This is a genomic window from Flavobacterium ovatum, from assembly GCF_040703125.1.
Taxonomy (GTDB): domain Bacteria; phylum Bacteroidota; class Bacteroidia; order Flavobacteriales; family Flavobacteriaceae; genus Flavobacterium; species Flavobacterium ovatum.
Window position 1 is genome coordinate 1,119,886 of sequence record NZ_CP160035.1, and the last position, 16,875, is coordinate 1,136,760.

At 37.3% G+C, this 16,875-nt stretch carries 2 protein-coding genes; both read right to left on the bottom strand.

Annotated features, from left to right (window positions below; translation table 11 throughout):
- Nucleotides 1-4: 4 nt before the first annotated feature.
- Nucleotides 5-14,527: a gliding motility-associated C-terminal domain-containing protein gene (locus tag ABZP37_RS04905; protein WP_366186111.1), complete on the bottom strand. Its 14,523-nt coding sequence runs from the start codon at nucleotides 14,525-14,527 to the stop codon at nucleotides 5-7.
- 874 nt (nucleotides 14,528-15,401) lie between these two features.
- Nucleotides 15,402-16,673: an adenosylmethionine--8-amino-7-oxononanoate transaminase gene (gene bioA / locus ABZP37_RS04910; RefSeq protein WP_366186112.1), complete on the bottom strand. Its 1,272-nt coding sequence runs from the start codon at nucleotides 16,671-16,673 to the stop codon at nucleotides 15,402-15,404.
- Between the last annotated feature and the right edge of the window lie 202 nt (nucleotides 16,674-16,875).

Below are 16,875 nucleotides of genomic sequence, written 5' to 3' on the forward strand. Positions count from 1 at the left end.
TTGATTATCTATTTAAATATAAGTAACCTGCTTTTTGATGTAATACTGCATCAGTGTCTTTGTAGTTTACAATGTAATAGTATGTTCCTGTAGGCAATTCTGAAGACTGACTTACCGTTACTCTTCCTTCTGAAATTCCTTTAAATGCTCTGTCGGTATTGTTGTATTGTTCTCTTTCGAATACTAATACACCCCATCTATTATAGATTTGCACTGTGTTTTCAGGATAACATTCTAACCCTCTAACATAAAACACATCGTTATCACCATCACCATTTGGTGATACCGCTTTTAACGGCTCCACAACACAACCAACGATACCCACTACTGTTGATTCTTCTTCAAAACTACTTGTACTTGACGATACCGCGGTTACATCTACTCCAAATCTAGTTTTACCAATAACAGAAGCTTGATTAGAAACAGTTCCGAATCTAATATCATCTTGAGTCAAAGAGTATGTGGCATAATAAGCAGTAGTGTTTATTTCTCCAATTGCTAAAATAGAGATTGGACTTCCTGTCACGACAACTCCTGGTAATAAATCAGAAAGACTTATATTATATAGGGTAACATTTCCAGTATTTTGAATTTTGAAGTTATACTGTATTTTTTCACCAGCTTGTGCAAAACCATCGTTGTTTTCATCGACAAAGACACCTGTTTTTAATAAAGAGATTATTCCTTTTTGTTGTAAAGGGGTCTCTGTTTTGGTGTCATTATCTACTGTTGTTCCGGAGATATCTTGAACATTATTTCCTTTAGGGTCTTGACCTTTAGCCAAAGCAGTATTAATTACTTTACCATTGTCAATATCCGCCTGAGTTAATACATAGGTGCCTTTTATAGTTGCATCAGTATCACCTGGTAATAAAGTAATAATAGTATTGTTGCTAATGTTTGGAATTAGTGGATCTGTCACTTTAATGTTGATTACAGTCACGTCACCAGTATTTTTCACTGTGAAGAAATAATTTATTTTTTCTCCAACTTGAGCAAAACCATCATTGTTTGTGTCTACAAAAGCGGCAGTTTTAACTAAAGCAATCGAAGGATTTTGAGACAATGGAGTCATTGTACAATCCAAACATTCAGGATCTTTAGTACAAGTCGTGCAAGGCGTAGGATCGGTAGAAGTTCCCGTTACAGGATTTCCTTTAGGATCTTTCGCAGTTGCAGTTGCCAAGTTGTAAACGATACCTGCATTGATATCCTCTTGTGTAAGAGTATGAGTAGCAGTGAATGTAGTGTCATCAGAAGTTCCTATAGCAAGAATTGCAATTGGACCTCCAGAAACTACTGCATTATTATCGGTTACAGTTACATTAGTTAAAGTAACGTTTCCTGTGTTTTTTACTACGAATGTGTAGTTGATTTTATCCCCAACATTCGTTTTTCCATCACCGTTAGTATCTACATACCTACCATCTTTAGTAATCGAGATCGAAGGATTTTGAGACAATGGCGTCATTGTACAATCCAAACATTCAGGATCTTTAGGACAAGTGGTACAAGGTGTTGGATCGGTAGAAGTTCCTGTTACAGGATTTCCAACAGGAGGAGTACCTTTTGCTAAAGCTAAATTGTAAACAACTCCTATGTTGATGTCTTCTTCAGTTATATTATATAATGCTGAAAATGTATTTGTATCACTTTCATTACTATTCAAGCCTATTGGCCCACCATTTACAGTTACTTTGTTGTCTGTTACAGTTATTCCTGTTAGAATTGAACCACCAGTGTTTTTTACCGTAAAGGTATATTTAATTTGATCTCCTACGTTTGTTTTTCCATCAGTGTTAGTATCAACATAAGTTCCTTCCTTTGTAATAGAGATAGAAGGGATGTAAACAGAAACTTTAACAATTGCATCGTCACAGTTCGTAGTTAAGTTTATGTTTTCACATATTTTGTAAACCAATTCATAGTCACCCGCTGGTGTTCCAGGCGCAATTTTTACGTCAGTCCCAACAAGTGTGATTCCTGCATTAGTTGCAGAAACAAAAGAAGTAGTCACTTTAGTTGGATCAACAAGAACTCCGTTTAATTTATCATTCACCAATACATTAGTGAAAGCTGTACCACCTGCTAAACCGTTTACGGCAGTAGGAGCAGTGTCATTATTAGCTTCGATAGTTGCAGCGGATACTTTTACTTTAACAATTGCATCGTCACAGTTCGTAGTTAAGTTTATGTTTTCACATATTTTGTAAACCAACTCATAGTCACCCGCTGGCGTACCAGGCGCAACTTTTACGTCAGTCCCAACAAGTGTGATTCCGGCATTAGTTGCAGAAACAAAAGAAGTAGTCACTTTAGTTGGATCAACAAGAACTCCGTTTAATTTATCATTCACTAGTACATTAGTAAAAGCTATTCCGCCTACTAAACCGTTTACGGCAGTAGGAGCAGTGTCATTATTAGCTTCGATAGTTGCAGCGGATACTTTTACTTTAACAATTGCATCGTCACAGTTCGTAGTTAAGTTTATGTTTTCACATATTTTGTAAACCAACTCATAGTCACCCGCTGGTGTTCCAGGCGCAATTTTTACGTCAGTCCCAACAAGTGTGATTCCAGCATTCGTTGCAGAAACAAAAGAAGTAGTCACTTTAGTTGGATCAACAAGAACTCCGTTTAATTTATCATTCACCAATACATTAGTGAAAGCTGTACCACCTGCTAAACCGTTTACGGCAGTAGGAGCAGTGTCATTATTAGCTTCGATAGTTGCAGCGGATACTTTTACTTTAACAATTGCATCGTCACAGTTCGTAGTTAAGTTTATGTTTTCACATATTTTGTAAACCAACTCATAGTCACCCGCTGGCGTACCAGGCGCAACTTTTACGTCAGTCCCAACAAGTGTGATTCCGGCATTAGTTGCAGAAACAAAAGAAGTAGTCACTTTAGTTGGATCAACAAGAACTCCGTTTAATTTATCATTCACTAGTACATTAGTAAAAGCTATTCCGCCTACTAAACCGTTTACGGCAGTAGGAGCAGTGTCATTATTAGCTTCGATAGTTGCAGCGGATACTTTTACTTTAACAATTGCATCGTCACAGTTCGTAGTTAAGTTTATGTTTTCACATATTTTGTAAACCAACTCATAGTCACCCGCTGGTGTTCCAGGCGCAATTTTTACGTCAGTCCCAACAAGTGTGATTCCAGCATTCGTTGCCGAAACAAAAGAAGTAGTCACTTTAGTTGGATCAACAAGAACTCCGTTTAATTTATCATTCACTAGTACATTAGTGAAAGCTATTCCGCCTACTAAACCGTTTACGGCAGTAGGAGCAGTATCATCATTAGCTTCGATTGAAGCAGCAGACACTTTCACTTTAACAATTGCATCGTCACAGTTCGTAGTTAAGTTTATGTTTTCACATATTTTGTAAACCAACTCATAGTCACCCGCTGGCGTACCAGGCGCAACTTTTACGTCAGTTCCAACAAGTGTGATTCCGGCATTAGTTGCAGAAACAAAAGAAGTAGTCACTTTAGTTGGATCAACAATAACTCCGTTTAATTTATCATTCACTAGTACATTAGTGAAAGCTGTTCCGCCCACAAAACCGTTTACGGCAGTAGGAGCAGTATCGTCATTTGCTTCGATAGTTGCAGCAGATACTTTTACTTTAACAATTGCTTCGTCACAGTTTGTAGTTAAGTTTATGTTTTCACATATTTTGTAAACCAACTCATAGTCACCCGCTGGCGTACCAGGCGCAACTTTTACATCAGTCCCAACAAGTGTGATTCCGGCATTAGTTGCAGAAACAAAAGAAGTAGTCACTTTAGTAGGATCAACTAAAACATTGTTTAATTTGTCATTCACCAATACATTAGTGAAAGCTGTTCCGCCCACAAAACCATTTACGGCAGTAGGAGCAGTATCATCATTAGCTTCGATTGAAGCAGCAGACACTTTCACTTTAACAATTGCATCGTCACAGTTCGTAGTTAAGTTTATGTTTTCACATATTTTGTAAACCAACTCATAGTCACCCGCTGGTGTTCCAGGCGCAACTTTTACGTCAGTCCCAACAAGTGTGATTCCGGCATTAGTTGCAGAAACAAAAGAAGTAGTCACTTTAGTTGGATCAACAAGAACTCCGTTTAATTTATCATTCACCAATACATTAGTGAAAGCTATTCCGCCTACTAAACCGTTTACGGCAGTAGGAGCAGTATCATCATTAGCTTCGATAGTTGCAGCGGATACTTTTACTTTAACAATTGCTTCGTCACAGTTCGTAGTTAAGTTTATGTTTTCACATATTTTGTAAACCAATTCATAGTCACCCGCTGGTGTTCCAGGCGCAACTTTTACGTCAGTCCCAACAAGTGTGATTCCGGCATTAGTTGCAGAAACAAAAGAAGTAGTCACTTTAGTTGGATCAACAAGAACTCCGTTTAATTTATCATTCACCAATACATTAGTGAAAGCTGTACCACCTGCTAAACCGTTTACGGCAGTAGGAGCAGTATCATCATTAGCTTCGATTGAAGCAGCAGATACTTTTACTTTAACAATTGCATCGTCACAGTTTGTAGTTAAGTTTATGTTTTCACATATTTTGTAAACCAATTCATAGTCACCTGCTGGTGTTCCAGGCGCAACTTTTACGTCAGTCCCAACAAGTGTGATTCCGGCATTAGTTGCAGAAACAAAAGAAGTAGTCACTTTAGTTGGATCAACAAGAACTCCGTTTAATTTATCATTCACTAGTACATTAGTGAAAGCTGTACCACCTGCTAAACCGTTTACGGCAGTAGGAGCAGTATCATCATTAGCTTCGATAGTTGCAGCAGACACTTTTACTTTAACAATTGCATCGTCACAGTTCGTAGTTAAGTTTATGTTTTCACATATTTTGTAAACCAACTCATAGTCACCCGCTGGTGTTCCAGGCGCAACTTTTACGTCAGTCCCAACAAGTGTGATTCCTGCATTAGTTGCAGAAACAAAAGAAGTAGTGACTTTAGTTGGATCAACAAGAACTCCGTTTAATTTATCATTCACCAATACATTAGTGAAAGCTGTACCACCTACTAAACCGTTTACGGCAGTAGGAGCAGTATCGTCATTCGCTTCGATAGTTGCAGCAGACACTTTCACTTTAACAATTGCATCGTCACAGTTCGTAGTTAAGTTTATGTTTTCACATATTTTGTAAACCAACTCATAGTCACCCGCTGGTGTTCCAGGCGCAATTTTTACGTCAGTCCCAACAAGTGTGATTCCGGCATTAGTTGCAGAAACAAAAGAAGTAGTCACTTTAGTTGGATCAACAAGAACTCCGTTTAATTTATCATTCACCAATACATTAGTGAAAGCTGTACCACCTGCTAAACCGTTTACGGCAGTAGGAGCAGTATCATCATTAGCTTCGATTGAAGCAGCGGATACTTTTACTTTAACAATTGCTTCGTCACAGTTTGTAGTTAAGTTTATGTTTTCACATATTTTGTAAACCAACTCATAGTCACCCGCTGGCGTACCAGGCGCAACTTTTACGTCAGTCCCAACAAGTGTGATTCCGGCATTAGTTGCAGAAACAAAAGAAGTAGTCACTTTAGTTGGATCAACAAGAACTCCGTTTAATTTATCATTCACCAATACATTAGTGAAAGCTGTACCACCTACTAAACCGTTTACGGCAGTAGGAGCAGTATCATCATTAGCTTCGATAGTTGCAGCGGATACTTTTACTTTAACAATTGCATCGTCACAGTTTGTAGTTAAGTTTATGTTTTCACATATTTTGTAAACCAACTCATAGTCACCCGCTGGCGTACCAGGCGCAACTTTTACGTCAGTTCCAACAAGTGTAATTCCGGCATTAGTTGCAGAAACAAAAGAAGTAGTCACTTTAGTTGGATCAACAAGAACTCCGTTTAATTTATCATTCACTAGTACATTAGTGAAAGCTGTACCACCTACTAAACCGTTTACGGCAGTAGGAGCAGTATCATCATTAGCTTCGATAGTTGCAGCGGATACTTTTACTTTAACAATTGCATCGTCACAGTTTGTAGTTAAGTTTATGTTTTCACATATTTTGTAAACCAACTCATAGTCACCCGCTGGCGTACCAGGCGCAACTTTTACGTCAGTCCCAACAAGTGTGATTCCGGCATTAGTTGCAGAAACAAAAGAAGTAGTCACTTTAGTTGGATCAACAAGAACTCCGTTTAATTTATCATTCACTAGTACATTAGTAAAAGCTATTCCGCCTACTAAACCGTTTACGGCAGTAGGAGCAGTATCATCATTAGCTTCGATTGAAGCAGCAGACACTTTCACTTTAACAATTGCATCGTCACAGTTCGTAGTTAAGTTTATGTTTTCACATATTTTGTAAACCAACTCATAGTCACCCGCTGGCGTACCAGGCGCAACTTTTACGTCAGTCCCAACAAGTGTGATTCCGGCATTAGTTGCAGAAACAAAAGAAGTAGTCACTTTAGTTGGATCAACAAGAACTCCGTTTAATTTATCATTCACCAATACATTAGTGAAAGCTGTACCACCTGCTAAACCGTTTACGGCAGTAGGAGCAGTATCATCATTAGCTTCGATTGAAGCAGCGGATACTTTTACTTTAACAATTGCTTCGTCACAGTTTGTAGTTAAGTTTATGTTTTCACATATTTTGTAAACCAACTCATAGTCACCCGCTGGCGTACCAGGCGCAACTTTTACGTCAGTCCCAACAAGTGTGATTCCGGCATTAGTTGCAGAAACAAAAGAAGTAGTCACTTTAGTTGGATCAACAAGAACTCCGTTTAATTTATCATTCACCAATACATTAGTGAAAGCTGTACCACCTACTAAACCGTTTACGGCAGTAGGAGCAGTATCATCATTAGCTTCGATAGTTGCAGCGGATACTTTTACTTTAACAATTGCATCGTCACAGTTCGTAGTTAAGTTTATGTTTTCACATATTTTGTAAACCAACTCATAGTCACCTGCTGGTGTTCCAGGCGCAACTTTTACGTCAGTTCCAACAAGAGTGATTCCAGCATTCGTTGCCGAAACAAAAGAAGTAGTCACTTTAGTTGGATCAACAAGAACTCCGTTTAATTTATCATTCACTAGTACATTAGTGAAAGCTATTCCGCCTACTAAACCGTTTACGGCAGTAGGAGCAGTATCATCATTAGCTTCGATTGAAGCAGCAGACACTTTCACTTTAACAATTGCATCGTCACAGTTCGTAGTTAAGTTTATGTTTTCACATATTTTGTAAACCAACTCATAGTCACCCGCTGGCGTACCAGGCGCAACTTTTACGTCAGTCCCAACAAGTGTGATTCCGGCATTAGTTGCAGAAACAAAAGAAGTAGTCACTTTAGTTGGATCAACAAGAACTCCGTTTAATTTATCATTCACCAATACATTAGTGAAAGCTATTCCGCCTACTAAACCGTTTACGGCAGTAGGAGCAGTATCATCATTAGCTTCGATTGAAGCAGCGGATACTTTTACTTTAACAATTGCATCGTCACAGTTCGTAGTTAAGTTTATGTTTTCACATATTTTGTAAACCAACTCATAGTCACCCGCTGGTGTTCCAGGCGCAACTTTTACGTCAGTCCCAACAAGTGTGATTCCGGCATTAGTTGCAGAAACAAAAGAAGTAGTCACTTTAGTTGGATCAACAAGAACTCCGTTTAATTTATCATTCACTAGTACATTAGTAAAAGCTATTCCGCCTACTAAACCGTTTACGGCAGTAGGAGCAGTATCATCATTAGCTTCGATTGAAGCAGCAGACACTTTCACTTTAACAATTGCATCGTCACAGTTCGTAGTTAAGTTTATGTTTTCACATATTTTGTAAACCAACTCATAGTCACCCGCTGGCGTACCAGGCGCAACTTTTACGTCAGTCCCAACAAGTGTGATTCCGGCATTAGTTGCAGAAACAAAAGAAGTAGTCACTTTAGTTGGATCAACAAGAACTCCGTTTAATTTATCATTCACCAATACATTAGTGAAAGCTATTCCGCCTACTAAACCGTTTACGGCAGTAGGAGCAGTATCATCATTAGCTTCGATAGTTGCAGCGGATACTTTTACTTTAACAATTGCTTCGTCACAGTTCGTAGTTAAGTTTATGTTTTCACATATTTTGTAAACCAATTCATAGTCACCTGCTGGTGTTCCAGGCGCAACTTTTACGTCAGTTCCAACAAGAGTGATTCCAGCATTAGTTGCAGAAACAAAAGAAGTAGTCACTTTAGTTGGATCAACAAGAACTCCGTTTAATTTGTCATTCACTAGTACATTAGTGAAAGCTGTACCACCTGCTAAACCGTTTACGGCAGTAGGAGCAGTATCATCATTAGCTTCGATTGAAGCAGCAGACACTTTTACTTTAACAATTGCATCGTCACAGTTCGTAGTTAAGTTTATGTTTTCACATATTTTGTAAACCAACTCATAGTTACCCGCTGGCGTACCAGGCGCAACTTTTACGTCAGTTCCAACAAGTGTGATTCCGGCATTAGTTGCAGAAACAAAAGAAGTAGTCACTTTAGTTGGATCAACAAGAACTCCGTTTAATTTATCATTCACTAGTACATTAGTGAAAGCTGTACCACCTACTAAACCGTTTACGGCAGTAGGAGCAGTATCGTCATTCGCTTCGATAGTTGCAGCAGACACTTTCACTTTAACAATTGCATCGTCACAGTTTGTAGTTAAGTTTATGTTTTCACATATTTTGTAAACCAACTCATAGTCACCCGCTGGCGTACCAGGCGCAACTTTTACGTCAGTCCCAACAAGTGTGATTCCGGCATTAGTTGCAGAAACAAAAGAAGTAGTCACTTTAGTTGGATCAACAAGAACTCCGTTTAATTTATCATTCACCAATACATTAGTGAAAGCTGTACCACCTACTAAACCGTTTACGGCAGTAGGAGCAGTATCATCATTAGCTTCGATAGTTGCAGCAGACACTTTTACTTTAACAATTGCATCGTCACAGTTTGTAGTTAAGTTTATATTTTCACATATTTTGTAAACCAACTCATAGTCACCCGCTGGTGTACCAGGCGCAACTTTTACGTCAGTTCCAACAAGTGTGATTCCGGCATTAGTTGCAGAAACAAAAGAAGTAGTCACTTTAGTTGGATCAACAAGAACTCCGTTTAATTTATCATTCACCAATACATTAGTGAAAGCTGTACCACCTGCTAAACCGTTTACGGCAGTAGGAGCAGTATCATCATTAGCTTCGATAGTTGCAGCAGACACTTTCACTTTAACAATTGCATCGTCACAGTTCGTAGTTAAGTTTATGTTTTCACATATTTTGTAAACCAACTCATAGTCACCCGCTGGCGTACCAGGCGCAACTTTTACGTCAGTCCCAACAAGTGTGATTCCGGCATTAGTTGCAGAAACAAAAGAAGTAGTCACTTTAGCAGGATCTACAATAACATTGTTTAATTTATCATTCACCAATACATTAGTAAAAGCTGTTCCGCCCACAAAACCATTAACGGCAGTTAGAGCAACGTCGTCAATTGCATCGATAACAGGCTTGGCTACTGTTAGTGTAACTTTTGCCTCATCACAATTAAGAGGATTTATGTTTTCACATATTTTGTAAACCAATTCATAGTTTCCAGCAGGAGTTCCTGCGACAACATTTACATCAGTTCCCACAAGAGTGATTCCGGCATTAGTTGCAGAAACAAAAGAAGTAGTCACTTTAGTTGGATCAACAAGAACTCCGTTTAATTTATCATTCACCAATACATTAGTGAAAGCTATTCCGCCCACAAAACCATTCACAGGAGTTGTAGCAACATCATCAATTGCATCGATAATAGCAGAAAACACTTTAACTGATACAGTTGCTGTTGAACAAGCGCAATTAGCAGAAACACTACATATTTTGTATGTTAAACTATAATTACCTGATGGTGTCCCAGGTGCTACTAATACATTTGTTCCAGAAAGAGTAATTCCAGAATTTGTTGAAGAAACAAATGAAGTTGTAACTTGTGAATTAAGTACTGGTTGATTGTCAAAGGTATCATTGCCTAAGACGTTAGTAAATGAAGTACCACCTGTAAATCCATTAACTGAATTTCCAATGTCATTTTTAGCTAAAATTTTGGCTTCATTGATGTTAATTGTTTGCGTTGCTGTAGATATATTTAAACATAAGTCTTTAGCTGTCCAAGTTCTAGTTATAGAATAAGATCCATTACAGTTTGGAGTACTAGCAACGTCTTTATATGTTAAAGTAACATTACTACAATTATCTGTTGCTACTGCTTGTTGGAAAGAAGGAGTAGCAGTGTATGAAATTGATGTTTCAGCAGGTAGAGTTTCGAATATTGGCGCTGTAGTATCTTCAATAGTAATTACTTGCGTAAAAGTAGTGCTTGTGTTTAAACAAACATCTTTAGCAATCCAAGTGTTGGTGTATGTCCCGCTATTAGCACAAGACCCCGCTACAAAAGCACCAGAAGTTTTAGTATATGTTACCGTTCCACCACAATTGTCAGTAGCAACAGGAGCTAAAGCTTGTGCAGTAGTCAAACCGCTAGCATCACTACATTGAATAGTTTTGTTTAAAGAACTTGCTGCTGAAGTCCAAGTAGGAGCAGTGTTGTCAATAATAGTTATTACTTGTGTAAAAGTAGTACTTGTGTTTAAACAAACATCTTTAGCAACCCAAGTGTTGGTGTATGTCCCGCTATTGGCACAAGACCCTACTACGAAAGCACCAGAAGTTTTAGTATATGTTACCGTTCCACCACAATTGTCAGTAGCAACAGGAGCTAAAGCTTGTGCAGCAGTTAATCCACTAGCGTCACTACATTGAATAGTTTTGTTTAAAGAACTTGCTGCTGAAGTCCAAGTTGGAGCAGTATTGTCAATAATAGTTATTACTTGCGTAAAAGTAGTACTAGTGTTTAAACAAACATCTTTAGCAATCCAAGTGTTGGTGTATGTCCCGCTATTGGCACAAGACCCTACTACGAAAGCACCAGAAGTTTTAGTATATGTTACCGTTCCACCACAATTGTCAGTAGCAACAGGAGCTAAAGCTTGTGCAGTAGTCAAACCGCTAGCATCACTACATTGAATAGTTTTGTTTAAAGAACTTGCTGCTGAAGTCCAAGTTGGAGCAGTGTTGTCAATAATAGTTATTACTTGCGTAAAAGTAGTGCTTGTATTTAAGCAAACATCTTTAGCGATCCAAGTGTTGGTGTATGTCCCGCTATTTGCACAAGACCCTGCTACGAAAGCACCAGAAGTTTTAGTATATGTTACCGTTCCACCGCAGTTATCAGTAGCTACAGTAGTTAAAGCTTGTGCTGCAGTTAATCCGCTAGCGTCACTACATTGAATAGTTCTGTTTAGGTTTTCTGCAACAGTAGTCCAAGTTGGAGCAGTGTTATCAATAATAGTAATTACTTGCGTAAAAGTAGTGCTTGTATTTAGACAAACATCTTTAGCGATCCAAGTGTTGGTGTATGTACCGCTATTAGCACAAGACCCCGCTACAAAAGCACCAGAAGTTTTAGTATATGTTACCGTTCCACCACAGTTGTCAGTAGCTACAGGAGCTAAAGCTTGTGCAGCAGTTAATCCGCTAGCGTCACTACATTGAATAGTTTTGTTTAAAGAACTTGCTGCTGAAGTCCAAGTAGGAGCAGTGTTATCAATAATAGTAATTACTTGCGTAAAAGTAGTGCTTGTGTTTAAACAAACATCTTTAGCAATCCAAGTGTTGGTGTATGTTCCGCTATTGGCACAAGACCCCGCTACAAAAGTACCAGATGTTTTAGTATACGTTACTGTTCCACCACAATTGTCAGTAGCAACAGGAGCTAAAGCTTGTGCAGTAGTCAAACCGCTAGCATCACTACATTGAATAGTTTTGTTTAAAGAACTTGCTGCTGAAGTCCAAGTTGGAGCTTTAGTATCTTTTACGTTTATTTTTAAAATTCTTTTAACTGATTTTCCACATTCGTCAGTAGCGGTCCAAGTTCTAGTTAAGACGTAATTGTTTGCGCAATTACCATTTGTTTTTACTTCATTAAAGGTAACTACAGCATTTCCACAATTATCAGTAGCAGTTAGTGTTTCTGCAGCGGGAACACTGTCACATTCTACTGTTATCTCATCAGTGATTGTTGATGGTGTTGTGTAGTTTGTAGAACAACCAAATTCAACATTATGTTGTCTTCCATTACCTGATTGACTTCCATTTCTAGATATAACACCTACTCTAAATATTAAACCCGTAACACCTTGGTATCGTGCAGAAATGTTAACTTGTGGGTTCGAATTTGAAACTCCATTATATTCTGTGGTTCCTGCAGTTGCAACAATCCATTGTGAACTATTACTGATCGTTAATTCTGTTGGACTATCAACAGTATAATCTGCAGTTAATTCAGTCCAGTTCTGTTCAGCAAAATTATTATTTCCATCTATATCACTAAAATTAGCATAAAATGAAGGCATATTTACCAGCGCATTTGTAGTAGCATCATAAAAATCGATTTTATATTCGATCCATGCTTGTTGTCCCGTTCCATTTACTGAGAAATTTGTTTGAGGTGTAAAACCATCTGTAGAAGTACTGTTAGAATTATCATCTAAAAGTTTAACGGTTGCATTTTGTAATCCATTTATTTTTACTAATGCATAGATATTTGGTGCAACGTTTGGAAATTTAAAGACTTCATTTAATAAAAAAGTATTTATATTTCCGTCCCCTGAAACTTCAGTGTAACTAGTGAATTTTAAAGCTGGCATGTTTTCACATAATGGTTGGTTGTTAGTGTTTCCATTAGGAAAACTGGTGAAAGTTGGATAAATATCGTCACTGATTGTAAAAGTAGCTGTTGTCGTTGCTGTATTTCCACAATTATCTTTAGCTGTAAAAGTTACAGTCGCTGACCCTGTAGCACCACATAAATTTGATAGAGCAGTGTAATCGTGAGTCCAAGTTATTGATGTATTAGAACAAGTTGTTGTTGCGCTAGCGCCACCATGAGTACTTAGCCAATTATTTAATTCGGTAGTATTGCCAGAACCATTACATTGTGCCTTGAAGTTTGCTGCAATTGTGGTAATTGTAACCGTTGATTGTTTAGGTGTTGGTTTGGATTTTGAAATATTGTTAGTTAAATCAGTATCATATTCATTTCCAGAAACGGAAGCAATATTTTCATAAGCCCCTGTTGCTTTTACTTTTGCAGTAATAGTTAGCGTAGCGGTTCCTGAATTTTCAATTGAACCTATTGTCCATTTTCCTGTTGAAGAATTATAGTTGCTAGAACCATTGTCACTTACATAAGTGTAGCCTGAAGGCAATAGGTCGCCTACGATTACTCCAGTTGCATTATTTGGACCATTATTGGTGACTTTTAAAGTAAAAATCACATTTTCACTAAAATTTGGAGAACTATTATTGACTATTTTAAGGATTAATAGATCAGCTTTGACATAAGTGATTGTAATGCTGGCTTGGTTTGAAACAAGTCCAGTTGTATCTTTAATAGTGTATTTGATAGGAGTAGGGTCAGCTTTAAATGTTGCTAATGGGGTAAAAGTAACCATCCCATCAGAATCAACGGACCAAGTTCCTTCACCTGAGACAATTAATGAGTTTTGAACTCCAGATAATGTTTGATTTAAGTCTACCGTACCTTTATCTAAATTATTGTTTGCATCAGAGTCATTTAATGTTACATTAAGACTTACGTTTCCAGTAGGTTGATCAGTTTTGGAATCCTTTACTGCAACTGGTGCTGTTGGTACGTCAAATGAAACTTCTCCGAAGCTTAATGAGTATTGTCTAACATTAGAGTTGCCAATTGATCTACCATATCTAAATTTTACAGTGTTGGTATTTGGATAATTTACTACTGCAATGTAGGGGGTGTCAGTTATCTTAATCGGGTCTACTGAGCTAGTTTCCCCTTGAAACCTTGTGAAAGGTGGGGTCTTTGTAGTAGATACAGTTAAAGTTGTAGGGGTATTTAAGGTGTAATAGGCAGTACTAGGAATAATTGCTTCAAAATATTCGTTACCATCAATGTCTAGGGCCTCTAACTTAAATGAATTAAGTTCAACAAGAAGTTTTGAAGAGGTGAAATAAGTTCCAGATTTATAAAATTCAAATATAAACTCGACATAACCTCCATCTTTTGTTGTTTTTATCGTGGGCTGAAATCTATTTAGAAGAAGGCCGGATCCATTATTTGCATTATCTACATCTACGAGTACAGCATCTTTTATACCGTTAATAGTAACAACGGCATCCACTTTAACACCGTCAACTGTGACAACATTGTAATAAATGTATTTAGCACCTGCAGTTTTATCAGTACCACTTCCATCTATGTAGGTTGGATTTTCGAAAATAGGCACTTGAGCTGATATTATTGAAGAAACAAATAATGTTACTAATAAAAAGGTAATAAAAATTGCTTTTTTACTAAAAAAGTTCAAACCGTAATTGTTTTCCATATTATAAATTCTTGTGGTATTTTACCTTTTAATTGTAATAAATAGTATCTGAAAAAGATTACACTATTTAGTTTAAAGAGTGCAAATTATAAATATATTGTAGGAAAAAAAAGGTGAATAGCCTTGAGTTAATAAATACTCGATTAAATAAAGAAAAAAACGTTGTATGACAGATTTTGTTAAAACTAATGTAAGAAAATATATGTTTTTGTCTGTTTAAGCCGCATTATGATAACAATTAAATTGAGATTTTAATTGTTATCATAAAAATCAATAACACTTTTTTAAAATAGGGATATTTTTTTAACAATTGTTTTTTTAGCTTAATCTCATTTTTAAATTTAAAAGTGTTTAAAGCCCTTTCAATCAGGTTGTAGTTTTTCTTTAATTGAGCATCGGTCATTACATAAGGAGGTGAAATGTAAACGATTTTCCCAACAGGGCTTAGAATCACTCCGTTTTCGAAAAAGAAATTATATAGTTTATTACGGAAAGCACCATAATATGATTCTTGGTTTTCGGTTTTAATTTCCAAAGCAAATTAACGCCCAAAACGCGAGTTGTTTTTACTTTAGGACGCTGTTTTATTTTATTTTCAAAAGCCAAATGACTGCTGTGAACCCGTACAATGTTTGCTTGCTATAAATATATTGTAGGAAAACGAAGGTGGATAGCCTTGAGTTGATAAATACTCGATTAAACAAAGAAAAAAACGTTGTATGACATATTTTGTTAAAACTAATATAAGAAAATATACGTTTTTGTCTGTTTAAGTCGCATTATAACAACAATTAAATTGAGACTTTAATTGTTGTTATAAAAATCAATAATACTTTTTTAACAATTGGTTTTTTAGCTAAATCTCATTTTTAAATTAAAAAGTATTTAAAGCCCTTTCAATCAGGTTATAAGTTTTTGTCAATTGAGTATCGGTCATTACATAAGGAGGTAAAATGTAAACGATATTCCCAACAGGCCTTAGAATCACCCCATTTTCGATAAAGAAATTGTACAATTTATTTCGAAAAGTACCATAATACGATTCTGCATTTTCGGTTTTAATTTCCAAAGCAAAAATAACGCCCAAAACGCGAGTTGTTACCACCTTGGGATGCTGTTTTATTTTGGATTCAAATACCAAATGACTTTTATTTACACGAGCAATGTTAGCCTGCATTTCGTCCGATTGTAACAATTGCAAACTCGCCAAAGCCGCTGCACAACCCGTAGGATTGGCCGTAAATGTATGCCCGTGAAACAATGCTTTGTTGATGTCGTCATCATAAAAACCATCAAAAATTTCTTGAGTAAAACTCGTAATCGCCATAGGGATAGCGCCACCAGTTAAGGCTTTCGAAATACACATCATATCGGGCATTTCGGTCAAGTAATCGCAGGCAAAATTCTTTCCTGTTTTTCCAAAACCCGTCATCACTTCATCAGCAATTGTAAAAACCTGATTTTCTTTGCAAATTGCAATTAATTTATCCAAAACTTCGGCTTCATACATCACCATTCCAGCCGCACCTTGTACCAAAGGCTCAAATATAAAAGCAGCAAATTCATTGGTAACCGCCAAATCCTTCAAAGTTTTCAGTGACAGTTCTTCATTTCCAGCGGTAGGAACAGGAATTCGTACCACTTCAATCAAAGAATCTTTAAAAGCTTCCATGAAAAACGAAATACCACTTGCCGCCATCGCTCCAAAAGTATCGCCATGAAAAGCGTCTTCAAAAGCGATAATTTTCGTTTTCTTCACCCCTTTATTAAAAAAGTACTGCATCGAAACCTTAATCGCAATCTCCACAGATGTCGAACCGTTATCCGAATAGAATAGTTTATTTTGATTCGCAGGCAAAACCGCTATCAGCTTTTCCGAAAGTTCCACCGCAGGCTCATGCGTAAATCCGCCAAAAAGCACGTGTTCCAAAGTCGTCAACTGCTTATAAATCGCATCGGCAATCACAGGATTCGAGTGACCATAAGGGTTCACCCACCAGGACGCAATCGCATCAATATACTCCTTGCCGTCCTCGTCCCACAACAAGGCGCCTTCGCCTTTGACAATCGCAATAGGTCTTTGTGCTGTTTTATGTTGTGTATAAGGATGCCAATTGTGCTTTTGATTTCTTTCTGCTAATGTCATGGGTGTAGTTTGTGGCAAAGATACACAGTCATTCTAGAACACCCTTGTTTGGTAGGTTGTTTTTTTCTAACCCTCGAAGGGTTTCAGATCCTTCAAGTGCTGATGACGTAAAATATAATGAATAATTTGGGCGTGCCACCATCTAGAAATAGGGGCAACAATCTTTGCGGTTATAAGCCCCTATTCCTAGCAGCTGTCAGGC